The sequence below is a fragment of the Methylobacterium sp. NFXW15 genome, assembly GCF_049887755.1.
GTDB lineage: Bacteria > Pseudomonadota > Alphaproteobacteria > Rhizobiales > Beijerinckiaceae > Methylobacterium.
On record NZ_JAGEKG010000012.1, the window covers coordinates 1 to 26,834 of the forward strand.

23 protein-coding genes and 2 pseudogenes are annotated in these 26,834 nt (G+C 68.4%); 14 read left to right on the forward strand and 11 right to left on the reverse strand.

Features of this window, described 5'->3' with window-relative positions; all coding sequences use genetic code 11:
- The 3 genes and pseudogenes from J4O73_RS20980 to J4O73_RS20990 form a co-directional block, all read left to right on the forward strand.
- A pseudogene (locus tag J4O73_RS20980) lies at positions 1–112 on the forward strand (IS630 family transposase); the annotation flags it as partial.
- Positions 113–154: 42 nt separating this feature from the next.
- Positions 155–451, forward strand: a pseudogene (locus tag J4O73_RS20985) (DUF2254 family protein); the annotation flags it as partial.
- A 239-nt stretch (positions 452–690) separates the two neighbouring features.
- A complete protein-coding gene (locus J4O73_RS20990) occupies positions 691–2,604 on the forward strand; it encodes a potassium transporter Kup (protein WP_426220549.1) in 1,914 nt (637 codons plus the stop codon).
- Between the two features lie 14 nt (positions 2,605–2,618).
- Here the strand turns inward: J4O73_RS20990 and J4O73_RS20995 are convergent, their stop codons facing one another.
- The 6 genes from J4O73_RS20995 to J4O73_RS21020 form a co-directional block, all read right to left on the reverse strand.
- The gene (locus J4O73_RS20995) at positions 2,619–2,846 is read right to left on the reverse strand and encodes a hypothetical protein (protein ID WP_426220551.1); all 228 of its coding nucleotides are present in this window, start codon (positions 2,844–2,846) and stop codon (positions 2,619–2,621) included.
- Between the two features lie 67 nt (positions 2,847–2,913).
- Complete coding sequence (locus J4O73_RS21000; RefSeq protein WP_426220552.1) at positions 2,914–3,579, reverse strand: response regulator transcription factor; 666 nt, start codon at positions 3,577–3,579, stop codon at positions 2,914–2,916.
- A gap of 17 nt (positions 3,580–3,596) precedes the next feature.
- Positions 3,597–5,657 (reverse strand): ATP-binding protein, encoded by a 2,061-nt coding sequence (locus tag J4O73_RS21005; protein ID WP_426220554.1) that lies wholly within the window; start codon positions 5,655–5,657, stop codon positions 3,597–3,599.
- A gap of 645 nt (positions 5,658–6,302) precedes the next feature.
- Positions 6,303–6,632 carry a ribosome modulation factor gene (locus tag J4O73_RS21010; protein ID WP_426220556.1) on the reverse strand — a complete coding sequence of 110 codons (330 nt, stop codon included), beginning with the start codon at positions 6,630–6,632 and terminating at the stop codon, positions 6,303–6,305.
- Positions 6,633–6,794: 162 nt separating this feature from the next.
- The gene (locus tag J4O73_RS21015; RefSeq protein WP_426220558.1) at positions 6,795–7,313 is read right to left on the reverse strand and encodes a PRC-barrel domain-containing protein; all 519 of its coding nucleotides are present in this window, start codon (positions 7,311–7,313) and stop codon (positions 6,795–6,797) included.
- 138 nt (positions 7,314–7,451) lie between these two features.
- Positions 7,452–7,907 (reverse strand): hypothetical protein, encoded by a 456-nt coding sequence (locus J4O73_RS21020; protein ID WP_426220560.1) that lies wholly within the window; start codon positions 7,905–7,907, stop codon positions 7,452–7,454.
- A 975-nt stretch (positions 7,908–8,882) separates the two neighbouring features.
- On the opposite strand from J4O73_RS21020, the gene J4O73_RS21025 reads away from it, so the two are divergent.
- A complete protein-coding gene (locus J4O73_RS21025) occupies positions 8,883–9,062 on the forward strand; it encodes a hypothetical protein (protein ID WP_426220562.1) in 180 nt (59 codons plus the stop codon).
- A 343-nt stretch (positions 9,063–9,405) separates the two neighbouring features.
- On the opposite strand, the gene J4O73_RS21030 is transcribed toward J4O73_RS21025, so the two are convergent.
- On the reverse strand, positions 9,406–9,822 hold the full coding sequence (locus J4O73_RS21030) for a BA14K family protein (RefSeq protein ID WP_426220564.1): 417 nt from the start codon (positions 9,820–9,822) through the stop codon (positions 9,406–9,408).
- Positions 9,823–10,296: 474 nt separating this feature from the next.
- Positions 10,297–11,112 carry a hypothetical protein gene (locus J4O73_RS21035; protein ID WP_426220566.1) on the reverse strand — a complete coding sequence of 272 codons (816 nt, stop codon included), beginning with the start codon at positions 11,110–11,112 and terminating at the stop codon, positions 10,297–10,299.
- 815 nt (positions 11,113–11,927) lie between these two features.
- Between J4O73_RS21035 and J4O73_RS21040 the strand changes: the two genes are divergently transcribed.
- The 8 genes from J4O73_RS21040 to J4O73_RS21075 all read left to right on the forward strand — a co-directional run bounded on the left by J4O73_RS21040 (position 11,928) and on the right by J4O73_RS21075 (position 21,468).
- On the forward strand, positions 11,928–12,146 hold the full coding sequence (locus J4O73_RS21040; protein WP_426220567.1) for a hypothetical protein: 219 nt from the start codon (positions 11,928–11,930) through the stop codon (positions 12,144–12,146).
- A 135-nt stretch (positions 12,147–12,281) separates the two neighbouring features.
- Positions 12,282–14,054: an ABC transporter ATP-binding protein gene (locus tag J4O73_RS21045; RefSeq protein ID WP_426220569.1), complete on the forward strand. Its 1,773-nt coding sequence runs from the start codon at positions 12,282–12,284 to the stop codon at positions 14,052–14,054.
- A gap of 112 nt (positions 14,055–14,166) precedes the next feature.
- A complete protein-coding gene (locus J4O73_RS21050) occupies positions 14,167–14,838 on the forward strand; it encodes a response regulator transcription factor (protein ID WP_426220570.1) in 672 nt (223 codons plus the stop codon).
- A complete protein-coding gene (locus J4O73_RS21055; protein WP_426220572.1) occupies positions 14,838–16,169 on the forward strand; it encodes a sensor histidine kinase in 1,332 nt (443 codons plus the stop codon). Before J4O73_RS21050 ends, J4O73_RS21055 begins: the two co-directional genes overlap by 1 nt.
- A 96-nt stretch (positions 16,170–16,265) precedes the next feature.
- Positions 16,266–16,550: a hypothetical protein gene (locus J4O73_RS21060; RefSeq protein WP_426220574.1), complete on the forward strand. Its 285-nt coding sequence runs from the start codon at positions 16,266–16,268 to the stop codon at positions 16,548–16,550.
- Between the two features lie 121 nt (positions 16,551–16,671).
- Positions 16,672–17,115, forward strand: a complete 444-nt coding sequence (locus J4O73_RS21065) for a hypothetical protein (RefSeq protein WP_426220576.1) — start codon at positions 16,672–16,674, stop codon at positions 17,113–17,115.
- A gap of 10 nt (positions 17,116–17,125) precedes the next feature.
- Complete coding sequence (locus tag J4O73_RS21070) at positions 17,126–18,304, forward strand: efflux RND transporter periplasmic adaptor subunit (RefSeq protein ID WP_426220711.1); 1,179 nt, start codon at positions 17,126–17,128, stop codon at positions 18,302–18,304.
- 20 nt (positions 18,305–18,324) lie between these two features.
- Positions 18,325–21,468 (forward strand): multidrug efflux RND transporter permease subunit, encoded by a 3,144-nt coding sequence (locus J4O73_RS21075; RefSeq protein WP_426220578.1) that lies wholly within the window; start codon positions 18,325–18,327, stop codon positions 21,466–21,468.
- A gap of 220 nt (positions 21,469–21,688) precedes the next feature.
- Here the strand turns inward: J4O73_RS21075 and J4O73_RS21080 are convergent, their stop codons facing one another.
- Genes J4O73_RS21080 through J4O73_RS21090 form a run of 3 tightly spaced genes read right to left on the reverse strand, consistent with a single transcriptional unit; the run spans position 21,689 to position 23,888 of the window.
- Positions 21,689–22,456, reverse strand: a complete 768-nt coding sequence (locus tag J4O73_RS21080; protein ID WP_426220580.1) for an anti-sigma factor — start codon at positions 22,454–22,456, stop codon at positions 21,689–21,691.
- Positions 22,453–22,992, reverse strand: coding sequence for a sigma-70 family RNA polymerase sigma factor (locus J4O73_RS21085; RefSeq protein ID WP_426220581.1), 540 nt, complete (start codon positions 22,990–22,992; stop codon positions 22,453–22,455). The genes J4O73_RS21080 and J4O73_RS21085 overlap by 4 nt, the downstream gene beginning before the upstream one ends.
- A gap of 59 nt (positions 22,993–23,051) precedes the next feature.
- Complete coding sequence (locus J4O73_RS21090; protein ID WP_426220583.1) at positions 23,052–23,888, reverse strand: DUF4394 domain-containing protein; 837 nt, start codon at positions 23,886–23,888, stop codon at positions 23,052–23,054.
- Positions 23,889–24,252: 364 nt separating this feature from the next.
- Here J4O73_RS21090 and J4O73_RS21095 point away from each other — a divergent pair, with 364 nt between their 5' ends.
- Positions 24,253–24,591, forward strand: coding sequence for a hypothetical protein (locus J4O73_RS21095; protein ID WP_426220584.1), 339 nt, complete (start codon positions 24,253–24,255; stop codon positions 24,589–24,591).
- A 45-nt stretch (positions 24,592–24,636) separates the two neighbouring features.
- Complete coding sequence (locus J4O73_RS21100; RefSeq protein WP_426220586.1) at positions 24,637–26,787, forward strand: TonB-dependent receptor family protein; 2,151 nt, start codon at positions 24,637–24,639, stop codon at positions 26,785–26,787.
- Positions 26,788–26,834 lie beyond the last annotated feature (47 nt).

The following is a 26,834-nucleotide window of genomic DNA, read 5'->3' on the forward strand; positions in this document are numbered from 1 at the left end:
GGCTGAGCGCACGGTCGAAGGGCTGTGGACGGCCATCGGCCGGCTCATCGACACCATCACGCCAGACGAATGCGCCAACTTCTTCGCCGCCGCGGGATATGAGCCAGATTAAACCGAAAACGCTCTAACGGCCGCCGACACGCAGCCCCCGGCCGAGGTGCCCGGGGGAGCGCCCGTCGCGGCGGCAGCTGGAGGCTACCTGCAGGCGCTCGACGTGGACGGGCTCGCGGATTGGGCACACGAGCATGGGGTCGTCGTGGCCCTGCGGGTTCGCCCCGGCCATTGCGTCCCGAACGGATTGCCGGTCGCCTACCTATCCGCCGGCGTCGAGGGGGCCGACGATGCCGTTGGCCGGGCGCTCACCTTCGGCCGCCGGCCCGCGGCCCTGCAGGACCTGGAATACCCGGTGAACTGGTGGCTCGTGTCGACGGGCATCAAGGAGCGCATGTGAGATCACCCGGCATTCACAGGTAGGCCGATTTGGCATGCATCGCCGGACCCGTCGCCTCCTGACGAAAAGTCGTTGAAGCCTGATCCAAGCGGGTTCACGCATCGTCCCCGCGGTCCGAACCCAACACGGAAGCCGATGCGTTTGGTGTGCGCGCCAAGCCGCGCGAACGTTCCTGGCCGCTCGCCCGTTGGAGGCACGGTTCGCGATCGTGGCCCTGTCACGAACCTGGAGAGCCCTTCATGCCCGCAACCGCCAGGACCGAGTTTTCGACGTCGCAGACGCCCCAACCGGTCGACGCAGGTGCTGGCTCGAAGACCGGTTTCTGGGCGCTGGCACTCGGCTCAGTAGGCGTGGTCTACGGCGACATCGGCACCAGCCCGCTCTACGCGCTGAAAGAGTCGCTGCATGCCGCCGCAGGCGGCGGACATGCACCCACGCGCGAGATGGTGTTCGGCGTGGTCTCCCTGATCCTCTGGGCACTCATCCTCATCGTAACGCTGAAGTACGTGCTCATCGTCATGCGCGCCGACAACGACGGCGAGGGCGGGACGCCATCCCTTGTGGCGCTCGCCCAGAGGGCACTTGGCCGGTCCGGCGGCTTCGTAATCGTCCTCGGCATGATCGGCATCAGCCTGTTCTACGGCGACGCCATCATTACGCCGGCCATCTCCGTGCTGTCCGCCATCGAGGGGCTGAAGCTCGTGACGCCCGCCCTCGACCCCTACGTCCTGCCCCTGAGCCTCGCCATCCTGGTCGGGCTGTTCGCGGTCCAGAGCCACGGCACAGCGCGGGTGGCGTTGTTCTTCGGTCCCCTGACCGCGTTCTGGTTCACCGTCATGGCGCTCGGCGGCCTCAGCCACCTGCTCGACGACCCGAGCATCGTGGCCGCCTTCAACCCGACGCATGGCATCGCCTTCCTCCTGAGCCACGGCACCGCCGGCCTTCTTGCGCTCGGCGCCGTGTTCCTGTCCGTGACCGGGGCGGAGGCGCTGTACGCGGACATGGGGCACTTCGGCCGCCAGCCGATCCGGGCGGCGTGGTTCGGCCTCGTCCTGCCGGCCCTGGCGCTGAACTACCTCGGGCAGGGCGCAATGCTGCTCGCCCATCCTGAGCGGATCGAGAACCCCTTCTTCCTGCTCTACCCGTCCTGGGCCCTCCTGCCGATGGTGCTGCTCGCGACCGTGGCGACGGTCATCGCCAGCCAGGCGGTCATCACCGGCACGTTCTCGATCACGCAGCAGGCCATGCAACTCGGCCTCCTGCCGCGGATGCGCGTCCTGCGCACGTCGGAGACCGAGAAAGGCCAGATCTACATCCCACGGATCAACTGGTGGCTGCTGATCGCGGTCGTGTTCCTGGCGGTGCTGTTCAAGTCGTCCAGCGCGCTGGCCGCCGCCTACGGCATCGCCGTCACCGGTGACATGGTGATCACGGCGTGCCTCGTCTTCGTCGTGGCGTGGCGGTTCTGGCGCTGGCCGCCGGCAGTCGCGGCCCTCGTCCTCGCGCCCTTCCTCCTCGTCGAGCTGGTATTCCTCTCCGCCAACGCCCTCAAGATCCTCCACGGCGGCTGGGTGCCCCTGACCACAGGCGCCGGGCTCGTCACGGCGATGTGGACCTGGAGGAGGGGTTCGGCGCTAATCGCCGCGCACATCCACGAGCACCGCGTTCCGCTGGCCGACTTCACGCGCATGGCCGAGACCGGCTCGGTCCTGCGCGCTCCGGGAACGGCCGTCTTCCTCACCGGGTCGCCGGAGGACGCGCCCGGGGCGCTGATGCACAACGTCAAGCACAACCACGTGCTGCACGAGCGCAACCTCATCCTGACCGTGGTGACCGAAGAGGTGCCCAGGGTGTTCGAGGCCGGACGCGTCACCGTCGAGCGTCTGTCCGACGCCTTCGCCGGCGTGACGGTGCGTTACGGCTTCACGGAATTGCCTGACCTGCCCCAAGCCCTCGCCGGCGCCGGGCTCGACGCCGGCGGCCTGTCCTACTTCCTGACTCGGAGGGTGCTCGTGGCCTCGCCGGTGACGGGCATGCCGGTCTGGCAGGACCGACTGTACATCGCGATGGCGCTGGCCGCGACGGACGCCTCTCGCTACTTCCGCATCCCGGCCGAACGGGCGGTCGAGATCGGCGCCCGCATCGACATCTGACCCATCACGACCGCCTAACGGCTCACCGGGTCGGTCGAAGGCAGCTCGCGGCCCAGGATCGCCGCAGCCTGGCAGCGTCTCTTCAACGCCTTCACCCGGTGTTCCCGGCACATGCGCAGGAGCGTCCGGGCTCCGAAGTGATTGCCCATGCGGACGTGGACAGTCGCCCCCCGGGCGAGGCCGTCGGCTATGGCATCGAACGTCGCGGCCTCGCGCACGAGCGGGGCGATGCGGTGTTGCATGGTTCCTCCCGAACGATTCGGCCGCGGCTCCGCCGAAGCACGCTGCAGTTGGTGGAGAGACGTGGGGCTAGCGAAGCGTAAGCGCGTCCAGCCAGCCATGCGCGGCGCCGTAGCGGATGATCTCCGCCCTCGTTCGCAAGCCCAGCTTCTCGGCCGCCCGCGCCTTGTAGGTCTCTACGGACTTCACGCTGACGTCGATGCACCGCGCGATCTCCTTGTTGCTGAAGCCCTGCGCGATCAGCCGCAGGGTCTCCGTCTCCCGCGGGCTCAAGGCCTCGCCATCCTCGCCCGGCCCGGTCCCGCCGGCCGAGGCGGACGGGTCGGCAAGGGCTTGGCCGGCGACGGACGGGTCGAGATAGACGCCACCCGTCGCGACGGCGCGGACCGCGCGGAGCAGGTCATCCGCCGCCGAACGCTTGAGAAGGTAGCCTCGCGCGCCGGCCTTGAGCAGCGGCTGGACGTAGGCGGCGTCCTCGTGGACCGTCAGCACCAGGACGCGGGTCGTCGGGCATTCGGCGGCGACCCGCTGCGTCAGTTCGAGGCCGTTGAGGCCCGGCATGGAGACGTCGAGCACCGCGACGTCGGGGACGAGGGTGCGGATCAGAGGAAGGGCCTCGCCGCCGTTCGTCGCTTCGCCGACGAGCTCGATCTCTGGGTCGGCGTTCAGGAGCGTCCGGATGCCCGCGAGGACGATGGGGTGGTCGTCGGCGAGGAAGACACGGATGCGGTTCATTTGACGTTCTCCGTGACTCAGGCGATCTGCTGCGGGTGCGGGATGCGGACGTACAGCGTGGTTCCCGATCCCGGCGACGTCTCAAGCGTGAGGCTTCCTCGCAGCAGGGACAGCCGCTCGCGGATGCCGGAGAGACCCAGCCGAGGCTTGGCGGATGGCCTGGGATCCGCCTCGCCGTCGAAGCCGACGCCGTCATCCTCGATGATCACCCGCACCTCCTCGGCGCGCTGCTCCATGGACACGCTGACCGTCGAGGCTCGCGCGTGCTTTAGGACGTTGGTCAGCGCTTCCTGCACGATGCGATATATGGCGGTTTCTACCGCCGCCGGGAGGCGGACGCTCTCGCCGAGGACTTGGAAGTCCGAGCGGATGTCGTGGCGCAGCGTCCACTGGCGCAGCAAGGTGGCGAGCGCCTCACGCAGGCCGACGTCGTCGAGGGCAGTCGGTCGGAGGTCGACGGCGGCTCGGTGTATGTCGCGCCCGATCTCACCGGCGAGCGACTGCAGCCATTGCACGTGACGGCCTACGTCGCCCTGAGCCCCGTTCCCGAGCAGCCTTTCTAAACTTTTGAGCCCGAGCGACAGGCCGGTGACCGTCTGCCCGACCTGATCGTGGAGTTCGCGCGCGATCCGGCGCTGCTCGTTCTCCTGCGCCTCGCTCAACCGGCGCAGAAGTTCGGCGCGCTCGGCCTCGGCAGCCTTGCGCGGTTCGATGTCCACCACCACGCCGTAGATCAGGCCGGCGTGTGTCTCCTGCAACTGCGGCACGCGCCCGGTCATGCGGATCCAGCGCGGGCCGGATCCCGGTGTGACAACGCGGAACTCAATGTCGAGAGGCCGTCCGTCCGCTAGGCTCTGCCGAAGGGCCTCCGACAGCCGCTCACGGTCTTCGTCATGGACCGTGCTCAGGACCTCCCGGGCATCCGCCTCGCTCTCCCCGCCTTCCAGGATCGCGGCCTTCCAACCGAGAAGTTGGGCTGCACGGGCAGAGCCGGTCACCCTTTCCCCCACCGTGTCCCATCGTAGGGTTCCGAGCTCCGCGGCCTCCACGGCCACGGCGCCCTGCTCCTCGCTCGACCGCAGCGCCAGGGCGAACCGCGCCTGCTCGCCGGCCCGACGCTGCGCTATGTCTCGACCGACCAGCCAGACCAGCGCGAGACCGAGACCGATGCTGACGATGCTGCCGCCCGCGAGCACCGCATAGGACCGCAGAACGGGTGCGTTCAGCGTGGCGGCCGGCATGCCGAAGTGCACCGACCAACCGCCGGTGTTCTTCAGCGTGCGGTAGACGACCTCGACGTTGGAGCCTTCCAGCGTCGAGCCTGTGTAGAAGCCTTCCGGAGCCCGCCGGATGGCCGCCTGCAGGGCGGCGTTCGCACGATGGCCGAGTTCCTCCGACTCGGCGCGGGTGCGGGCGATGGTGTTGCCGTCCGCGTCGACGATGGTCCCGACCCAGCCCTCCGGTGCACCGGCGTCGCGCAGGATCGAGCTGACCGCGTTGGTGGCGAGCCGAACGGAGAGGACGTAGCGGAGCTTGCCCTCCCGGATGACCGGGACGCGCAGGGCGACGAGACGCTTGCCCGAAATCGGCCCGACCGGGCCGATGCCGCCGATTACGGGACGCTGCGTCCGCACGACGGCGTCGAAGCTCTTGCGGTCCGCGGTGGGACCGAGTTCCTCGTCGAGGGAGCGGAGGAGGTTGACGACCTGGGCGCCGTCGGGGTCGGCGAGCTCGACGGTCGCCCAGAGCGGGTGCGCCTGCCGGAGGCGGTCGGCCTCGGCGTAGAAGGCGGCAAGGTCCGGCTTGTCGAGGGTGGCCGAGGCCGCCTCGGCTTGCAGCACCGCGATCTGAGAGGCGATGTCGGACGCGACGCGCTCGGCAACGCGGGTGGCGCTGGCCACGGCGGCGTCCCGCGTGAGGTCGCGCTGCTGCTGAGCCATCAGCGTGGCGACCCAGCCGCTGAGCAGCAGCACCGGGATAGCGGCCGCGAACGCCAGGGCGACCAAGGTGCGGCCGCTGCCGCGGTTCAGCCGTTCGGCGGGCGTTGGATCGTGCTCACCTGGCCTCCGTGCGGTCATCGACAGTCGCTTGTGTAGGTCCTCCGCCGACGGGCAGGGAAGCAGTCCTAGCTCGGGAGCTGGCAGCCCAAAGCTTTGTTCCTGTCCGTAGACCGGCGGCGACGGTTTGAGATCCTAGCTATGGCGTCCGAAGGGTACCAATCGATCATCCCGCGACACTCTGGGATCCGATGGACTAGGATCCGACGGAACATTGCATTCCGTAGGGGCGAGCTCGCCTACGTCACCCAAGAGGCGACGTCCCGACTCGATGACCTGTATGGTTTGAGGATCGCCTCGGTGCTCCCGCACTGTGCGTTCCATCCGCCGCAGCCGGCCGATCAAGTCCGGCGGCGGCGCTCCGCATGTAAGCTGTGCCTCCACCAGAACGGTCACGACCCGCTCCAGCCGACCCAGCGAACGGTTCTTCAGCGCTTCCAGGGACTTTCGTCGCATCGTCTCGACCTCCCCGTCGTTCGCCCAGTCTCGCGGAGCCTGGCCGAGGCGCGGCCGGATCACGCCCTCGCGGCAACTGGGATCGTGTGGGGCATGGTGTAACCGTCACTGGTGCGCCGCGCATGTCGGGAGAAGCACCCACACAGGTCCGGCTTGGCAGCAGCCGGCTTCAGAGCTGGCGTAACAAGCCCTGACGTGCCGAGACGGGGCTCAGGCCGAAGCCAGCAGAGGCCGCTGGGCTGCGACGCCGTCTCCGGTCCCAGGGTCGCCGAGGTTCGGGAGGAGCCGAGCGGGGTGAGGCATGCGAGACGCCATTTCCCAGCAGGAACCGTCGTAACCCTCGAACCAGGCCCGGCGTTCACGGGAGTCGCCCGGATACGGACAAGCATCACGCGGTCGACCGACAGCCCTTGCACGGGCACCTAGCTTGATGATGTCCATGAGCATGGGCGCGAACCTTTCAGCCAGCCTGAATCTTCTGTTCAACCATGCCGAGTAGCGCCTAAATTCTACAATCCAGCAAGCAATTTGCGCGGACATGCCGTTTCCACCGACACGTGTCAGGGTTGCCCTGACAGGCCGATGTCGTCACGGAGCTTGACCGTTGCGTCCGCACAATCCCGCACCCAATGGTCGCTAATGGCGAGACCCGAGCGGGAGCTCGGCGTTGAACGGCTGAGCCCCCGCCATGAGGTGAGGTGGTCAGGTGTTCTTCTTGTTGTACTTGAACTCGGGCGCGTTCTTGACCGTGTCCTTGTCGGCGTCGACCATCGCCTTCAGCGAACCGCCGTCGCGGTGGAGGAAGATGGTCGAGGGATCGACCAGCACGTAACGCTCGCCCATGCCGAGGAAGCCGCCGACGCTGACGACGACGCCGGTCACCGTCTTGCCGTTCTCGATGACGAGGTCCTCGATCTCGCCGACATTCTCGTTCTTGTTGTTGTAGAGGTTCTTGCCCACAAGCTTCGAGGACGTGACGTCGGCCGGCTTGACGCTGACGAACTTGATCTTGGCGGTCGCCGTGTCGGCCATCGTCATTCCGCCGGAGCCGGCGGCCATGGCCCCGCTGTTCGAGGTCGCCGGCATCGCGGTGCCGGCCGGCGGGGTCGCCATCGGCTTCGCCGGATCGCTCGCGGGCTGGGCCGCCTGCTTGTCCTGAGCGAGGGCGGGCATCGCGAGCATGGCGCTGGCAGCGATGGCGCTGATGATTGCGTTTTTCATGGCTTTTACCTCGGAGTTTCGAGTGAATGACCCGGCACCGGCGGTCCGTGGACCGCCCGATGCCGGCCGGCTTCGTTCGCGTGGCGGAGGGGAGCCTCGTCTCGCGTCGAGCGACCGTCGCCACTCTCCGCCCGCTGCTCAGTAGCCGCAGTAGGGTCGGCCCCCGCCGTAGCCGTAGCGGTAGCCGACCGGGGCGTAGGGATAGCCGTAGCCGTAGGACGCCCCGTAGTAGGCGGGTCGTGCGGACGCGGCGGCGAGCCCGAAGCCCAGACCTGCGGCTAGGCCCAGGCCACGATAGCCGCGGCGGTAGCCGTAGCGGCCGTATTGGTGCCCATAGCCGAACCGCGCCGGACGGAAGCCGATGCCGCGGTACCCACGGTAATGGCCCCGGAAGCCGTGCCGATGGCCTCGGTACCCGCGGTAATGACCCCTGAAGCCGCGATGATGGCCCCGGAAGCCTAGCCCTCTGTGGCCGTGGAAACCGTGGTGATGGCCGACGAAGCCATGTCCCCGGCCGAAGGGCCGCGCCTCGCTGGACGGCGAGAACAAGACGAGGCTGGATACTGCCGCGAGGGCGATCGCAAGGCGTTTCATGAACTCGGCTCCCTGATGGCTTTGGGGTGGCCGTCCCGCGGCTGGCTGTTGAGCCGCGGGACGGTCTCGATGGTTCGGAGTGCCTACGGGACGGTTCGGACCGGTGACCGCAGTTCGGTCGCCGGTGTCGCCTAGCCCTGGATGCTGCCTGGGTCAGGCGGCGGTCCCCATCCCGCTCGATAGGTGATCTGTGGTGCGAGGCGCAGGCTTGCAGTCAGAGAAGACCGCAAGCCTGTCGGGACAACCCTGACAGCGCAGAGGGAAGCCCCCGTCGTGGCTCCGGCGAGGCGCTTGCCGCTTCACGAAGGCTTAAGCACGATCCCGGGACCTGGTGCGCGACCGGCCGGACGGGTGCCCCACACGCGGCTCGGCTTCGCCACCCGAACGGCGCGGTCGCGTGGGTCCTGGACGTGGACACCGGCGTGGGCGACAGGAGGCAGCATGAGGATGGCACTGGCACGGACGGCACGGCTCGCGCGGGATTGGCGTAGCCAGCCGGCTGACTTCCCGAGACCACCTGCACCCGGGGTAGCGGGCCGGACGGTTCCATCGTCGGCGGGGAGGAACTCCGTCGAGGACTTGGCGCGGTTTGGTGGCGGCCTGAGCGTGCCTGAGTTTGCCAACGACCATGTCTCGGGCGTGCTTGCCCCAGGCAGCGCAAGCACGCGATGCTCGAACGATGACATGCCGCCGTCAGCTTGACGCCCCACCGGCAGGCTGGGTCGAAGAAGCGCCCTCGCGTTGCCGCAAGTGGCGGCGCTGGCCGAGCGAGCTGCCCAGCCCCGCGAACGAGAACCGCGGGCGCGCCATGGCTTGGGCTGTCCGCGCCGTCGGTTGTGGGCTCCTGGGCCTGTCGTGCGTCCTGGGGCTCCTGATCGCTCTCGCGTCCTGAACGCGCCCGAGGCGTCGACCGCGAGCGGCCGCCCAGGGCATCCATTTCCCGATCATTCGAACGGCACAGCACGGAGGCCGGCCATGCCGCATCCCATGATCCGAACCCGCCGCGTCAGACACGTCGCGTTAAACGGCCAGGGTCCGGGCGTGCCGCGCACGTCCGACCTCGTCCTCGGCATCGTCGCGACTGCCATGCTCGCCGCGTTCTGCCTGCTGATGGCTTCCAATCTCGTTGCCCGCGCGCTGGAGGCTGCGGGCTGAGATCCTGAAACGCTGGCGCCCCTGCGGCACGTAGCTGCCGGGAGCGCCACCGCCTCAGGTGATGCCGCGGCTCACTGCCCTGCAGGCTTCTCGGCCGGGGGCGTGGCGGCCGGTGCCGGCACGACCGGGGAAGCAGGGTTGGCCGGTACCGGTGTCGCAGGGTTAGCCACTGGGTTGCCCGGTGGCGTCTCCGCCTTCTCGTCCTTGCATGCGGTGAGTGCCAGCAGGCCGGCGAGTGGCACGAGGATGCGCAGGCGCATGGTATCCTTGGGGTGAACGTGTTTTCGGATGGCGGTAGCATCGTGCCGCCGGAGGTGCGAGCGCGGGGGAGCGGTCCGAAAAGTCAGGGGCAAGGATGGCGTGCGCCGTCGTTGCCTAGGTACGTGCCGCTTGCCGCGTCGTAGGAGCGGAACCGACGGGCACAGGCGGCGACCGTCTCGGCGTCCGCCGCACCTTGGGCGGCCTGCGCCTGCGAGTTGGCGATGGCGCCGCCGATGAGCGCTCCCGCGGCCAAACCTCCGATACCCGCGCCGACGGCCGCGCCGACACCTGGGCCCCTACGATAGCCATAGCCGCGCCGGTAGCCGTAATGCTGACCATAGCGATGGTGGCGATGACCGAACCGGCGGTACTGGGCGTAGCTGGTCGGGAGGACTCCGGCGGACAGCGCCTTGACCGGGCTTCCGAACGGCTCTGCCATGGCGGGTTGGGCGAGGAGCAATGCCGGGATGGTGGCCGCGAGGACGAGCGTGAGCTTCATGTCGGAGGATCTCCATTGGTTGGCAGGGCTGGGGGTGACAGCGGATAGGCCGGCAGTCGCGGTCGGTTCGGGAACCCAGGTACTGACCGACGCCGAAATTCGGTTCGGGCCCTTTGGGAGCCCATGTTTCATCCGTTGCAGAGTCAGCGCGCTGATGGTGGGCACGGGAGCGTTCCCGAGACTTGCCGCCGCCTATTCAGGCATCGCCACGACGGCCGTTGCGAACATCATCCATGTCTTTCGTAGCCGCCCGCCCATGCTGGGCGGGCGGCCGTCGCGTTTCCTCTCCAGACGTGTCGAGGGCTGGTGACCTGTGATCCTCGTTCGGCTCGCTTTTCCGGGAGCCGTTTGCCGCGCCCTTCTTCGGCAACCCGTGGTCATGTCGGTCTCGGCGGGCATGAAACAGGCACGAAGGCCGTGCCGGCGGTCGTGGCCCGGAACTGGGGCTATCGCACCGACCGAAATGAACGACACTCAATGGCTGTACAGGCATGGGGTACGAAGCGACGTGAGAAGCTCATAGGTCAGGCTGCCGAACACGAACTCGCGCATCTTCGAGTGCCCGTAGGCCCCGGCCACCACGAGACCTGCCGCTTCATCGCGGACAAGCCCGGTCACCGCCTGGACGACGTTTGCCCTCTCTGGAAGCTCGACCCGCTCGCACTGCACGTCATGGCACTTCAGGTACGCCTCGGTCGCATCCGCATTCGTCTCCGCCTCCGCCGAGGCGACGGTCAGGAGAAGGACGCGTTCCGCCTTCCGCAGCAGCGGCAAGGCGTCCGCGACGGCTCGTCGGGCCTCGCGCGTGTCCTTCCATGCGATGACGGCGCACTTGAGGGGAAGGTCATCAAGATCCGATGGCGTAATGAGCACGGGGCGGCCCGCGCGCAGGATGATCTCGGCCGGGCTCAGCGCCTGGATGATGTCACCCGAATTGGCGTCATCATTGCCTCGCGCGACCAGCAGGTCGCAGCGCGCGCATTCCGAGATCACGCATTCCAGGGGCTCCCTGTCGTACACGCGCAAATGGGCCTTTCCGTAACCGCTAGTCATCTCCCGGAAGACAGCCTCCTGTTTGGCTAGCTCATCCCGTGCGCCTGCGGCCGCGGTCTCGATGATGTGGTTGTCCAGGTATGATCCCTTCCCGTAGATCGAGATGGGCAGGGGATCCTGCGCTGCCACGCCTGTCAGTTCCGCATCGAAGCGTTTGGCGAGGTTGCAGGCCAACTGAACCCTCGCGGGGGTACCGCTGCTAGCATCGAGGCTCACCATGATGTTGGAAAGCGTCATGACGACCTGCCGTGAGGTAGGCGACCGGCCATGTTTTGGCTGTCGTCCGCACCAATGCTGAGCATCGGTCGACTCTCGGTCGCTGCAGTCGGAGACGTGATCCTTAGCGTATGTCGGGGCGGAGACGTCGCCGGCTGTGCGGTGAACGGGTACCGACAACATAACCTTTTTGGTTTGCGCATCGAGTCCGTGCAAACCCGGCCCGTCGTCAGGGCAACCCTTACACACTCACGTGAGACCCTAGCGGCGCGCATCAGCAGCCGCTGCTCCGTTCGCCGGTGCATGATTCCGCAGCCGCCAGGGCGTTCAGAAGACTGATCCGCCTAGGTTGCCGTATCTCACGCTCAGGGGACGATCCAAAAAGGTTAGCTGATCAGCTTGAATTGTTCCTCTGCGCAGAGTGGACACTACCCGGGTGTCGCCGTCGCGCTTCGGCATGTGCATCTATGCGTTCAGCGACCGTCCGCTTTTCCGGCCGATAAGCTCTGGAGCGGACTAGCGGCTTTCGGCCAGCTCCGGTCGCGTTGGCGGGCGTCTTTGAACGGCCGAGTTGGGTGGATTGGAGACCGTCCGCTCTCGAGTAACAGACCTTATGAAGCGGACCTCCGATGACTGCATAAGACGACCTTCGGAATAGACTCATTCTCAGGCTTCACGAGCGTGGTCCTATGCCCGACGTAGCTCGGATCGCGATTGTCCGCGCAATGAACGAGATGAGCAGGCACACGGCTTTGCGCATCCCACGGACCGGACATCGCGTAATGCTGCCGTAATCGAGCACGCTTAGCCCCCTCCTGCACGGAGGAAGGCGCTTCATGGCCGAATGTCCAGAACGACCGGACGATGATTTCGAGATACTGCTGAGGGAAACGGTGACGAAGGCCGTCATCTCAGGGCTGGAAAACGAGCATTCGTGGAATGATGACATCATTGTCCGTTTGATGAACTACGAAGCGCGAGCCCAGCAGGAGCGGCTGAGCTCCCAGACCCTGCAGGTCATCCTGTCGGGGAGGCGCATTCTCGGCAGATCGTAAGAAAACGGCCGGCCGCCTCGGCCACGGCAAACGGCGCATCGCGTTCGATACCTCCGCCAAACGTGGATCACTAATCCGGACGACAGCAACCCCAGGTCCATGAGACATAATCCAGCGAACCAGTTCGAACCGGAAATGGCGGACGACACCGCCTACGACGACGTCGCCACGACGCATGTGTCGGTGGCGCGCATCCTCGGCCTGTTCCGGCCATACCGGGAGCGGATCGCGCTGGTCCTGGTCCTGATCGCCCTGGCGTTGGCCACCGGGCTCGCCGCCCCGTTCCTGCTCCGGGCTATCATCGACGAGGCCCTGCCCAAGGGCGACCTGCCGTTGCTGGCCATCCTGTCCTTCAGCCTCGTCGGTCTCGCCGCCGTGGGGGCGGGCATCGGCGTGCTGCAGGTCCTCGTCACCGCCAAGGTCGGGCAAGCGATCATGCACGACCTCCGGGTGGCGGTGTACACCCACCTCCAGTCGCTCTCGCTGCGGTTCTTCACGGCGACCCGGGCCGGTGACATCCAGTCCCGCATCGCCAACGACATCGGAGCCCTGCAGGCCCTGGTGACCCACACGGCCGGCGAGGCGACCCGGAACGCCAGCACCGTCGTCATGACCGCCGCGGCCATGCTGCTCCTAGAGTGGCGGCTGGCCCTGCTCTCGTTCCTCGTCCTGCCGCTGGCGACCTGGATCAGCGACCGGGTCGGCCGGACGCGCGAGGCCCTGACCTACGAGCAGCAGGAGCGGATCGCGCGGATGTCTTCGACGGTGCAGGAGTCCCTGTCCGTGTCCGGCATCGTCCTCGCCCGCACGATGGGGCGTACGTCGTACCTGACGCAACGCTTCGCCCGGGCGTCGCGCGAAGTCGCGACGCTGGAGGTTCGGTCCCACACGGCGGGCCAGTGGCAGTGGTCTATCATCGACCTGGTGCTGCAGGCCATGCCGGCCCTGACCCTGCTCCTCGGCGGCTGGATGATGGCGTCGGGCACCGCCATGACCATCGGCACGCTGGTGGCCATGATCGCCCTGCAGGAGCAACTCCTGTTCCCGCTTGAAGAGGTCCTGCGCTCGGGCGTCGAGGTCAGGAAGACGCGCGCCCTGTTTGCCCGCATCTTCGAATACCTCGACAAGCCGGTCGAGATCACAGAACGGCCGGACGCCGTCACGCTCGACAAGGCCGCGGTCGCAGGCCACGTCAGGCTGGATCGCGTGGCCTTCTCCTACGACCGGGCGGGACCGGCCACCATCCGGGGCGTCACCATCGACATCCCGCCGGGTTCGCACACCGCCATCGTGGGCACCACGGGATCGGGCAAGTCCACGCTCGGCTACCTGCTGGCCCGCCTCTACGACGTCGATGCCGGCGCCGTGCTTTACGACGGCGTCGACGTGCGCGACCTGAGCCTGCACTCGCTCACGGACATCCTGGGCGTCGTCACCCAGGACCCGTACCTGCTTCATGCCAGCGTCGCGGAGAACCTGCGCTTCGCCCGGCCCGACGCAACCGACGCGGACCTGCACGCGGCCGCCCGGACGGCGCAGTTGCACGACCTCCTGGCGGCCTTGCCCGACGGGTATGACACCGTGGTCGGCGAGCGGGGGCATCGCTTTTCCGGCGGCGAGAAGCAGCGCCTGTCCCTCGCCCGCACCATCCTGCGCGACCCGCGCGTGCTTCTGCTCGACGAGGCGACGAGCGCCCTCGACACCGCGACGGAGTTGGCGATGACCCGTGCCCTCGACCAACCCGGCACGACCCGCACGACCATCACCATCGCGCACCGGCTCTCGACCGTGCGCCGCGCCGACCAGATCATCGTGCTCGACCGGGGGACGGTGGTCGAGCACGGGACGCACGAGGAGTTGCTGGGCGGCAGCGGCGCCTATGCGCGTCTCGTCCGCAAGGCGGCGTGATGACCCCGTCCAGCCGGACCCGTCGGGATACCGGTCCCCACGCACCACCGCACGGGGGCCGGGGGCCCGTCACCCCGACCCGCCGCCACCATCCATGGGAGGTCCGACCGTCTTGCGAGTGCTGGTCGTAGAGGATGATCCGCAACTGGGCGCTTGGCTCAAGGCCACGCTTTCGGATGCGCTCGGGCATGCCGACCTCGTCGACAACCTCGATGAGGCGCTGGCGGCCGTCAGCGTCCGGCCGTTCGACCTGATCGTCCTGGACCGCAGGTTGCCGGACGGCGACGGCATCACGCTGATCTCGCTGCTGGCGCAACTCAGGCCCCGGCCGGGGGTGCTGATGCTGACGGCGTTCGACGATCCCGTAGAGATCGCGCGGGCGCTCGACGCCGGGGCCGACGATTACGTGCCGAAGCCGTTCGAGCCGGTGGAACTCGTCGCCCGCGCCAGGGCCGTGATCCGCCGGCTCCAGGTCGACCGGAAGGGCGTGCTGAGGATCGGCAACCTGTCCTTCGACACGGCCGCAAGGTCGGTCAGCATCGAGGGTCACCCGATCCCGGTCCCGCGCCGGGAGCTCGCGCTGCTCGAAGCCCTCATCCGCCGTGCCGGACAGGTCACCATGCGTGAAACCCTCGAAGCCGCGGCCTACGGCTTCGACGACGAGATCCAGTCCAACGCCATCGACGCCCACATCTCACGCCTGCGGAAGCGGTTGCGGGCCGCCGACTGTTCCGTGGCGATCAAGCCGCTCCGGGGCTTGGGCTACGTGCTGGAGGCCGGGTGATGCCGCGCCGGCAGCCCTCCATCGCCCGTCTTGCCGCGGTCCTGCTCAGCCTCGTCGTCGCCGCCACCATCCTGTGCACCTGGACGCTGGTCATCGCCCTGCAAGGCGATGACGGTCTCCTCGCCCAGTACGACGCGGCGAGGGCGATCAAGGCGTCGGTCTCGCGCGACGCGGCCGGGGCGCCGGTCGTGTCGCCGACGAGCGAGCTCGACGGGATCGAGCGGACCTTCCCCGACCTCTGGTACGTCGTGACGACGAAGGGAGGGACGACGCATCACGGCGCCGTGCCGGCATCGGTCCGGGACGGCGACATCGCGGCACCCGACGCCTCGGCCTTCCCGGACGGCGGCGACGCCATGCGCCTGACCAACGCGACCGTGGTGATGCGGCTCGGAGGGGAACTCGTACGGATTCGGGTCGGCGGCGCCGCCTACACCCCTGCTCAAGCCGCCCTGAGCAGCCTGCGCGACGTGAACTACACGGCCATCCCCATCCTGGCCGTGGTCGTCGCGACCATCCTGGTCGCGCTCCTCACCGTACCCGCCCTGATCGCCCGGCCCGTGCGCCGGGTCTCGCACTCGGCGGAGCGCATCGACGGCGGGTCTGACGGCGTTCGCCTGCCCTTGGATGAAGCGCCGCGGGAACTCGTCCCGATGGTGGCCGCCTTCAACCGCGCCCTGGAGCGCATCGAGGTGGCCTCGGCCGCGCAGCGCCGGTTCCTGTCGAACGCGGCCCACGAACTGCGGACCCCGCTGACCCGGGTCCGGACCGGGCTGGAGCGGGTGGAGGACCCGCATCTGCGCAGGGTGCTCGTGGCCGATATCCAGTCGCTGTCGTCGACCGTCACGATGCTGCTCCAGATCGCGCGGCTGTCCTCGGACAGTCCGGAGATGCCCCGGTTCGACCTCGTGGCGGCGGTCCGCGCCACCACCGCAGAGCATGTCCCCGCGGCGCTCGCCGCCGGCGTGGACATCGCCTTCTCCGGGGAAGGCGACGCCGTCCTCGTCACCGGGTCGGAGACCGCCGCACGCATCGCCGTCGGCAACCTCCTGCGCAACGCCCTGCAGCACGCCCGTTCCGGAAAGTCCGTGCTGGTCGAGGTCCGTCCCCCTGGGACCGTTCTCGTGATCGACCACGGCGAGGGGGTCGGGGACGGGGCCCGGACGGAGATGCTCCAGCCGTTCACGCGGGGGCAGGCGAGCGACGGCACGGGGCTCGGCCTCGCCCTGGTCGCGCAGGTGATGGCCATGCACGGGGGAAGCGTCGCGATGGACGAGACCCCCGGCGGCGGACTGACGGTTTTCCTCACGTTCCGAGGGGCGGCGGACTGACCATCGCCCTCGACCGATCCCGCCGGGCGTAATGTTGCGGCAACCTCGGCCGGTAGGATCGGCCCGAACTCCCCTCCCGGGAGCCGAGGTGACCCCATGCGTAACAAAGCCTTAGTCCTCGCGGCCGCGCTCGCCGCGTTCTCGTCCGCCGTCCCGGAAGCCCAGGCCCGTGGGCGGTCCGGGGCATTCGCCGCGGGCCTCGTCGGGGGGCTCGCCGTGGGCGCCCTCGCCGCGTCCGCGGCACGGGCGCAGCCGGTCTACGACGACGGCTACGAGAACGTGCCGCCCGAGTGCGACCGAGTCTATCGACGCCGGTTCGTCATGCGCGAATACGAGCCCCCGTTCGAGCCGCTCGGCTTCCACGACGACTGGGACGACTGAGGCCCCAGGTCCCCCACCCGTCCCCAGGGCACGGGTCCACGAAGGCAGGGGCTGCCGTCGCCGACGGCCGCCCGGAGAACCGGGCGTCCGGGGCTTGGCCCGGCCCGACGGGATTTTCGAGATGCGGTTTCCGAGTTCGAGCGCCCGCTCGACCATGACATGCTGCCTCGCCGCGGTGCTGGGGCTGAAGGCGTCCATCGCGGCGGCGTCGGCCCCCGTGATCCCGGGGGTGCCGCAGGCGCGCGCCGACGACGGTCCGCTGGCTGCGCTGGCACATTCCTGGTCGGAGGCCGTCGCGTCCCTCGGCGCCGCCATATCCGAAGGGCCGTCGTTCGGGCCGGTCCTCGTGTTCGCGAAGGCCCGTTGCCCGAGCGTGGACAACGGGGCGTCCCTGGATTGCGGGCTGGCCACCGACCGCATTTGCCGGGAAGCCGGTCGCATGACGGGCATCTCCTTCGACGTGACGACGGCGCGGACCTGCCGGGGCGGCATCGCCTCGCAGACGGGCGGGCCGTCCCTCTCCTGCAAGCCGTCCGCCTGGATAAGCCATGCCCTATGCTGGTGATGCGTCCGTGATGTCGCGCCCGATCCCGCCATCCCTGCGCGTGCGGCCCCGTCGCCCGCACCCGGTCGCGGCCGGCCTGTTCATCCTCGCCCTGGCCGGATGCGAACGGGGCGCCGACGGGAACGCCGCGCCGGGAGCGGTCGCGGGGCCGCCGACGGTCTCGACCGCCGTCGTCGAGGCGGCGACGGTGCCTCGCACCCTCGACCTGCCGGGGCGCCTGGCCTCGACGCGGGTCGCGGAGGTGCGGGCGCAGGTCGCCGGCATCGTCCGGGAGCGCGCCTTCGAGGAAGGCGGCCTCGTCAGCAAGGGCGACGTCCTGTTCCGCATCGACCCCGCCGTGTACCGCGCCGAGGTCGACGCCAAGTCCGCCGCGCTAGACCGGGCCGAGGCGACGCGGGTGCAGGCGCTAAGGCAATCGGAGCGCACCGAGACGCTGCTTGAGCGTCAAGCGGCCAGCACCGCCCAACACGACATCACGACGGCCGCCCTGCGGCAGGCCGAGGCGGACGTCGCGAGCGCGAAGGCGCAACTCGCCCGCGCCCGGATCGACCTCGACTACGCGACCGTCCGCGCGCCAATCGCCGGCCGCATCGGCCGAGCCACGGTCACGGAGGGCGCCCTCGTGGGCCAGGGCGAGGCGACGAAGCTCGCCCTGATCCAGCAGGTCGACCCGATCTTCGCCGACTTCAACGCCCCTGCTGCCGATCCGGGCAGCCTCGCCGCGCCCGGTACCGAGGGGGCGGAGGTACGCCTCGTCCTGCCGGACGGCTCGCTCCATGCGGATGCCGGGCGGCTGCTGTTCGCCGAGGTGAGCGTCGACCCCGGCACCGGGCAGGTATCCGTGCGGGCGAAGTTCCCGAACCCGAAGGTCGCCTTGCTGCCCGGCACCTACGTCCGCGTCCGCGTCGCGCAGGGGACCTTGCCGGGCGCGGTCGTCGTCCCGGCCCAGGCCATCCAGAGAAGCAGCGCCGGCGTCGCGCAGGTCTTCGTGATCGGCGAGGACAGGACGGTCGCCCTGCGCCCTGTGCGGGCGGGGGCGCTGACCGATGCGGGTTGGATCGTCGAGGAGGGCCTCAAGGCCGGGGAGACTGTCGTGGTCGAGGGCTTCCAGCGCATCCAACCCGGCATGGCGGTGAACCCGATGCCCTGGCACGGCGCCCGGACGGCCGCCGCGTCCGCGAAGCCCTGACCGCGCCGGGACCGACCGCCATGAGCCGCTTCTTCATCGCGCGCCCGATCTTCGCCTGGGCGATCTCCATCTTTGTCATGCTGGTGGGGGCGATATCCATCGTCTACCTGCCGGTCTCGCAGTACCCGGACGTGGCACCCATCACGATCCAGGTGAGCGCGACCTACCCCGGCGCGCCGCCCGAGCGGCTCTACGACGGCGTCACCCTCATCATCGAGGAGGAACTCAGCGGCATCCCCGGGCTGATGTACTTCGAGAGCACCAGCGACACCTCCGGCATGGCGCAGATCACGGCCTCGTTCGCGCCGGGCTCGGACCCGTCGAAGGCCACCGTGGCGGTCCAGAACCGGATCAAGCGCATCGAGGCGCGCCTGCCCCGGGCGGTCACCCAGCAAGGCGTCACCGTCGAGGAGGCTAGCACCAGCTTCCTCCAGTTCGTCACCGTCTCCTCGAAGGACGGCTCCCTAAGCGAGACTGACCTCGGCGACATCGCCGCCCGTCGACTGCTCGGCGAGTTGCGGCGGGTGCCGGGCGTCGGCCGGGCGACACTGTTCTCGTCCGAAAAGGCGCTGCGCATCTGGATCGACCCGGTCAAGCTCGTCGGGTTCGGGATGACGCCAGGCGACGTCACGGCCGCCGTGAGCGCACAGAACGCGCAGGTCGCCTCGGGGACCGTCGGCGCACAGCCCGCGGTGGAAGGCCAGCGCATCGCGGCCAACGTCCTGGTGAAGGGGCAACTGACCACGCCCGCGGAGTTCGGCGAGATCGTGCTGCGCGCAAACCCGGACGGGTCGTTGGTCCGCCTGCGCGACGTGGCCGAGGTCGAGCTCGGCGGCCAGTCCTACGCGATGCAGACCCGCCTCGACGGGCGCCCGGCCGCCGGCATCGGCATCCAGTTGGCACCGGCCGCCAACGCGCTCGCCGCGGCCAACGGCGTCAGGGCGAAGCTCGCCCAGCTTCAGCGCACCTTGCCGGCGAACGTGCTGGTGAGCGTGCCCTACGACACCACGCCGTTCGTCGAGGCGTCGATCAGGAAGGTGCTGGTGACGCTCGCCGAGGCGATGGTGCTCGTCTTCGCGGTGATGTTCCTGTTCTTGCAGAACGTCCGCTACACCCTGATCCCGACCATCGTGGTGCCGGTGGCGCTGCTCGGCACCTGTGGCGCGCTCCTGCTGGCCGGCTTCTCGATCAACGTGCTGACCATGTTCGGCATGGTGCTGGCTATCGGCATCCTCGTCGACGACGCCATCGTCGTGGTCGAGAACGTCGAGCGCATCATGGCCGAGGAGGGCCTGCCGCCGCGGGAGGCGACCGCCAAGGCCATGGGCCAGATCACCGGCGCCATCGTCGGCATCACCGCCGTGCTGGTGGCGGTGTTCGTGCCGCTCGCCTTCTTCCCGGGCTCGGTCGGGGTGATCTACCGCCAGTTCGCCGTCAGCATGGCGACCTCGATCGCCTTCTCGGCCTTCCTGGCGCTGTCGCTGACGCCCGCCCTCTGCGCCACGCTGTTGAAGCCCGTCCAGAAGGGCCACGGCCATGACAAGCGCGGCTTCTTCGGCTGGTTCGACCGCCGCTTCCGCGCCGGCACGCTGGCCTACCGGTCGGGCGTGGCGGGCGTGCTGCGCCGGCCCGTGCGGGCGCTCCTCGTCTACGGCCTGCTCGTCGCCGCCCTCGGCTGGGGCTACTGGCGCATGCCGGGAAGCTTCCTGCCCATCGAGGACCAGGGCTACGTCATCGTCGACGCGCAGACGCCGCCGGAATCGGCCACCGGCCGCACCTCGGACGTGGCCAGGCGGATCGAGGAACACTTCGCGGGCGAGCCCGGGGTCGACAGCCAGACGCTGCTGCTCGGGTTCGGCTTCTCCGGCCAGGGCCAGAACGCGGCCCTCAACTTCGTCGGGCTGAAGCCCTGGGGCGAGCGCGGGCCGAACGATGGCGCCGATGCCATCGCCGCCCGCGCCAACGCCGCCCTCGGTGGCCTGCCGGACGCCATCGCCATGTCGCTGTCGCCGCCGGCCATCGACTCGCTCGGCAATTCGAGCGGCTTCGCCTTCCGCCTGCAGGACAAGGGCCAGCAGGGACATGCGGCGCTGGCGGCCGCGCGCGACCAGTTGCTGAAAGCGGCGAGCCAAAGCCCGATCCTGCAGGGCGTCTACGTCGAGGGCCTGCCGACCGCGCCGCAGATCGAGCTCGTCCTCGACCGGCAGAAGGCGAACGCGCTCGGCGTCACCTTCGCCGACATCAACGACGCGCTTTCGACCAGCCTCGGCTCGGCCTACGTCAACGACTTTCCGAACCAGGCGCGGATGCAGCGGGTCATCGTCCAGGCCGAGGCGTCCCGGCGGATGAGGGCCGAGGACCTGCTCGATCTCAACGTTCGCAACGCCAAGGGGCAAATGGTGCCGTTCCAGTCCTTCGCCCGTGTGCAGTGGACGATGGGCCCGTCGCAGGTCGTGGGCTTCAACGGCTACCCCAGCATCAAGATCTCCGGCAGCGCGGCGCCCGGCTACGCCAGCGGCGACGCCATGGCCGAGATGGAGCGCCTCGCCGGGCAATTGCCGTCGGGCTTCGACTTCGCTTGGACCGGGCAGTCGCTGCAGGAGAAGCTCTCGGGCTCCCTGGCGATCTACCTGCTCGCGCTGGCGCTGTTCTGCGTGTTCCTCTGCCTCGCCGCGCTCTACGAGAGCTGGTCGATCCCGCTCGCCGTGCTGCTCGTGGTGCCGACCGGCGTGGTCGGTGCGGTCTTCGCCATGCTGCTGCGGGACATGCCGAACGACGTCTACTTCAAGGTCGGCCTGATCACGGTGATCGGCCTGACGGCGAAGAACGCCATCCTGATCATCGAGGTGGCCAAGGATCTCGTGGCGCAGGGGCGGCCCGTGCACGAGGCGGCGCTGGAGGCCTGCGAACTACGCTTCCGGCCCATCGTCATGACCTCGTTCGCCTTTATCCTCGGCGTCGTACCGCTCGCCGTCGCGACCGGGGCCAGCATGAACAGCCAGAGGGCCATTGGGACGGGTGTGCTCGGCGGCATGGTGACGGCGACGGTGCTCGCGGTATTCGTCACGCCGCTCTTTTACGTCTTCATCGCGAGGGTCTTCGGTTCTGTGGCAGCCGGCCAGCCGGAGGTCGCTTCCGTCCGACGCGGCATTCCAGTGACCTGAAGGTCATCAACATCGCCAGAATAGCGGCGGAACATAGGTCCGCTTACGAGAACCACAGAGAAGCGGCTTAACGACTGAGTGGGGTCGCCAGCGGAAGGTCCGCTCAGGATTGGTGGTCGCCGGTCTGCCAAAGATCAAAGTGATGAAGGCAGTGGATGGCTGTGAGTGGTGTCAACTCGCTTCGAACTCAAATAACACCTTCAGCAGTCCGCTCCTCCCGTCACAGAGCCTGCGTGGCAGCCCCCTTCGCGCGGCCGATGAATAAGATCCGGCCGGTCGGCCGACCGATGGGGGAGCCTGCCTCGGGTTCCAGCGTGATCTCGAACAGTTGCCCATCCCCGATGGCCTCCAGCCGTTCCGGCGGCAAGCGGATTGCGCCACCCGGGGGCAGAACGCCGAGGGAAACGGGACCGCGAGCTTGGTCCCACAGGGTCCAGAGTTGCAGTGCGCGCCCGCTTCCCGGCTGCACATCAGCCAGCGGAAGCGACCGAACGGTGCCATTCTGGGCAACCTGGATGAGCCATCCCGGGCCGCTTTCCTGACCGAGGGCGTCGCGGCTCTGCAAGATCGCGAAGTACCGCGTCGGGCTCTCGACAGGCGCTGACATGCGGCTCGAAAGGAATGCTAGGACGAGCGCGGCGGCCGTAGCGAGACCAGTAGTGGTCCGCCACAGAGTGGGGCTTCGCCACGCTGCCCGTAACATTCCGCGCCTCAACCGCTTAAAAGCGGAAGCCGCAGTCCGACCGGGCGCCTGCCGGCGCGTCGCGAGGGCCTGCTCGATGCGCGCCCATTGTGCCGGATCGACCTCGACCTTCCCAAGGGCCGAGGAGGCCGGCAGCAGTTGCTCCTCCCAGAAGGCAACACGGCGCGCGAGATCTGCATCTAAACGCAGGGCCCGCTCGACGTCCGCAGTCGCCGCCGCGTCCAGCAGGCCCAGAACGTATTCACCCGCCAGGACATCGCGGTCTTCCGGATCGCTCGGGATCATGACAGGCAATCCTTCAGGGCGATGAGGCTACGGCGGACCCACGCCTTCACGGTCCCGAGCGGCGTTGCCAGCCGTTCGGCTATCTCAGACTGCGATAGTCCATCGACGTAGGCGAGCAGGATCACCTGTCGCCTGTCGGCGCCGAGCCGCGCGAGGCAACCGTGCAGGCGAGCGCCGTCCTGAGACGCCGCGAGCGCGGCGAACGGATCGGGCGCAGCATCAACGATCTCCGCCACCGTCGCCGCGTCGATATCCGTCTCCCGACCGGCGGCGCGGATGTACTTCAGCGCGCGGTGTCGCACGATGCTGGTGATCCAGGCGCGACCCGCACCGCGGCTGCTATCGAAGCTGCCGGCGCGCTCCCAGATATCGAGAAACGCATCGTGGAGGACGTCGACGGCAACCTCCCGCCGCCGGACGATCCTGAGCGCGACGGCGAGCAGGAACCCCGCCTCGTGGTCATACAGTCGACGCAACGAGGCGGGGTCCCGGCGGGCGCAGCCCTCCAGGGCGGACGCGTGATCGAACGGCTCCATGATCCTCCCGGCGCTCGGCAGGACCAGCCATCCGGCCGGCCCTGCATCCGCGGAGCGAACTACGACTTGGGCAGGATGGCGATGTCGCGGACCTTGCCCGACACGCCGTCGATCTTGGCGACCATCTCGCCCTTCCCAGTGGCGAGATCCACCTTGTAGAGCGTGTCGCCCGCCATGGCCCAGGCTTGGTTGCCGCCCTGTCCGTCTGAGAGGATGTCGAAGGCTACCGCCTCGCCGGACATGCCGAGCATGCCGACGGTGTTCAGGATACCGTCGTTCGGCGGAGCCTGCTTTAGCAGCGCGCCGGAGGCGTCGATGTCGTACAGGGCCGTCTCTTTGGTGCCCTTGAAGGCATTGGTGTAGGCACCCGCCATCACCTTTGGCGTCTTGCCCTTCATGGTGTCGGTCTCGGCGAACTTGAGTTGGCCGTCCTTCGTGACCTTGCCGTCGTCGACGTTGGCGCGGAGACTGGTCCCATCGGAGCCGATGATGCGCAGTCGATCGGCGACGGGATTGAAATCGACCGTGGCCGGGGTGCCGGCGGCCAACGTCGTATCGAGCTTCGATTTCGCCGTGGCCTTGCCCGACATCGGATCAACCGTGACGACGCTGCCGTCCGAGATCACCGCGTAGAGCATGCCGTCGGCCGGCCGGACGTCGATGCCGAGGACGCTGCCGCTGATCCCGGTGATTGTCACCGTCTTCGTGACCTTCTTCGCGGCTGTGTCGACGTGCGCCAGAGTGGCATCGCCGACGAGCGCCGCAACGGTGTCGGCATGCGAGACCGTTGCAAAGCAAGTACCGGCCAAGAGGGTTGCAGCGATCAGGTTCAGACGCATGGTGCTCTCCATCTGCCGAAAATCGGCATCGAGGTCGCTAGCCACGGGCTCGGCCATCGGATGCAGCCGGAGCCGGATTTTTGCGCTGCGGCTCTGAATCCGGTTGCGAGAGCCAGTCTCTACAGTCAGTTATGGCCGGATTGGATGGTGTGCAGCTGATCTGCTTCCGGACGGAAACACCATCGAAGCGAACCTCGCCGTCTCTCCTAATTATCGTCTATCTCAAACCTTTGGGGATACGCTTGACGCCAACCCGGCTCACGCGGGCATACACCATCAAGACGAAAGCGGGTGATTTGCCCTTAGGTCACAGCGACCTGAAATCATCGAGAGATCCACACTTGCGCGTTGACGCAGCGCGTTCCCGCGCCCTACCCGCTGAGGCATGAGCGCGTCACGGCCAAGATCGGCGGCTGTCCGCGTGGCCATCGCCGTGGCCGCGCTTTATGCGCTCGCCTTGCAGAGCTTCCTCGGCGGCGTGCTCTCAGTCAGCCTCACCGGGCCTGACCATCAAATCTGCGCAGGGATCTCGGGAACCGATGAGGGTGGGCCGGCTAAGCCGTTGCCCGCTCATGCCGGCTGCGACTGCTGCACCGCAGCCCATGTCCATCCCGCAAGCCATATCCCCGTTCTGGCGGTATCGACCATCGCATGGCCGCGTCGCCATGCGGTGAGCCTCACGTGGCGGCCGGAGGTCGTCGCAGTCCCCCGCGCACCGCCGCGGTTCCAAGCCCACGCGAGAGCACCGCCCGTCGTCTGATCCGATCGCATCCTCCCGATCCTTTCAGACCATGGACGTCCCATCATGCACTGCATCCCTCGGGTCGAGCTGTACGCCGCCCTGTTGCTGACGCTGCTCGCCTCCACGTCAGCCTTCGCCCAGTCCGCTGCCACGCAATCCGTCACCCTTCCCGAGATCAGCGTGGCGGGCTCCTCCGCGCCGAGCGTCGGCATCACGCCGACACCGGGCGAGAACTCCGGCTCCGTCACGGTGCCTAGCGTCGCCCGACAGCGTGCCGCTGTGAACTCGACCGTCGGCTCGGTCGCGTTCGTCGATGCCAAGGACTTCCAGGACCGCTACGCCAACACCCTGCGCGACGTGCTCAAGGATGTCCCCGGCGTCTACGTGCAGGAGCGTTACGGGCAGGAGTTGCGCCTCTCCATCCGCGGTTCCGGCATCGCTCGCGGCTTCCACCTGCGCGGCATCGAGGTGCTGCAGGACGGCATCCCGTTCAACCTCGCCGACGGCAGCGGCGACTTCTACCAGATCGACCCGCTCGCCCTGCGCTCGGCCGAGGTCTTCAAGGGGGGCAACGCGCTGACCTTCGGTGCGACGACGCTCGGCGGCGCAGCCAACTTCGTCACGCCCACCGCGTACACGGCCTTCGCCCCCAACATCCTGCGCATCGAGGGCGGCAGCTTCGGCACGATCCGGGAGAACTTCCAGTTCTCTCGCATCTCGGGTCCCGTCGACTTCATGGTCAACGGCACCTTCACCAATTCGGACGGGTTCCGCCTTCACGAGACCCAGCGCACCCAGAACTTCAACGCCAACATCGGCTACCAGCTCGCGCCTGGCGTCGAGACGCGGTTCTACCTCGGCGGCTACCTGACCGACCAGAAGCTGCCGGGCGCCATCACCCTCGGGCAAGCCCTCAACACGCCACGGATCGCGAACCCGACGGCCATCGCCGGCAACCAGTCGCGGCAGGTCGAGACCGAGCGGGTCGCCAACCGCACCTCGTTCCTCCTCGACGTCGGCAAGCTCGACATCGATACCTGGGCGATCCACAAAAACCTGTACCACCCGATCTTCCAGGTGATCGACCAGGACGGCTGGACCTACGGCATCAGCCCGCACTGGGCCGGCACCTTTGACGTCGGCGGCTTCCGCAACGACACGGTCCTGGGCCTGCGCGCCTTTGCCGGGCAGAACTCCGCACAGCAGTTCGTCAACATACAGGGTCAGCGGGGCGTGCAGACGCTGAACGCCTTGCAGAGCGCGTCCAACTACGAAGCGTATGGCGAGAACCGGTTCTGGTTCCTGCCCGACATGGCGTTGATGACCGGCGCCAAGCTGTTCTCGTCGAACCGCACCTACAGCAACAAGGGCGGCCTGCCGGCGAGCCCCCGCGTCCAATTCGCCGACACCACCTACGAGGGGGTGAACCCGAAGATCGGATTGCTGTGGCAGCCGTTGCCCGACATCCAGGTCTTCGCCGACATCACCCGCTCGCGCGACGTGCCGGACTTCAGCGATCTGGTGCAGCAGAACCTGATCAGCGCCACCTTCGTGCCGCTCGTGGCCCAGCGCGCCTGGACCTACGAGGCCGGCTCACGCGGGCACATCGACCGGCTCACCTGGGACGTGACCCTCTACCGCGCCGAGCTGTGCGACGAGTTGATCAACTTCTCGACCAATCCGGGTCTCGGCATCCAGGCGGCTGCCTTCAACGCACCGCGCACGATCCATCAGGGCGTCGAGGCCGCCGTCTCCCTCGACCTCGTTCGCGACCTGACCGGGATCGGCGACACGCTTGCCGTCACCCAGATCTGGACGCACAACGACTTCCGGTTCGTGCGCGACCCCGTCTACGGCAACAACCGCATCGCCGGCATCCCGGACGATGTGCTCCGCACGGTCCTGAGCTACCGCCATCCGAGCGGCTTCTACTTCGCCCCTTCGATGGATTGGGTGCCGCAGGGGGCGTTCGCCGACCACGCCAACACCCTGCAGGCGCCCGGCTACGCGCTGTTTAATATCCAGACCGGCATCGACTTCGCCAACGGCGTGTCGCTGTTCGTGGACGCGCGCAACCTGACGGACGAGCGCTACGTCTCCGATATCGCGGTGGTGAACAACGCCCGGACCACGGTCGGCGGAGCGGCCGCGCTGGCGGCGTTTTACCCCGGCAACGGCCGCAGCGTTTTCGCGGGCGTACGCGCCTCGTTCTGAGCCCGGACGCATCTCCCACCGCTGCGCCGGCGCTGGTCGGCGTGGCG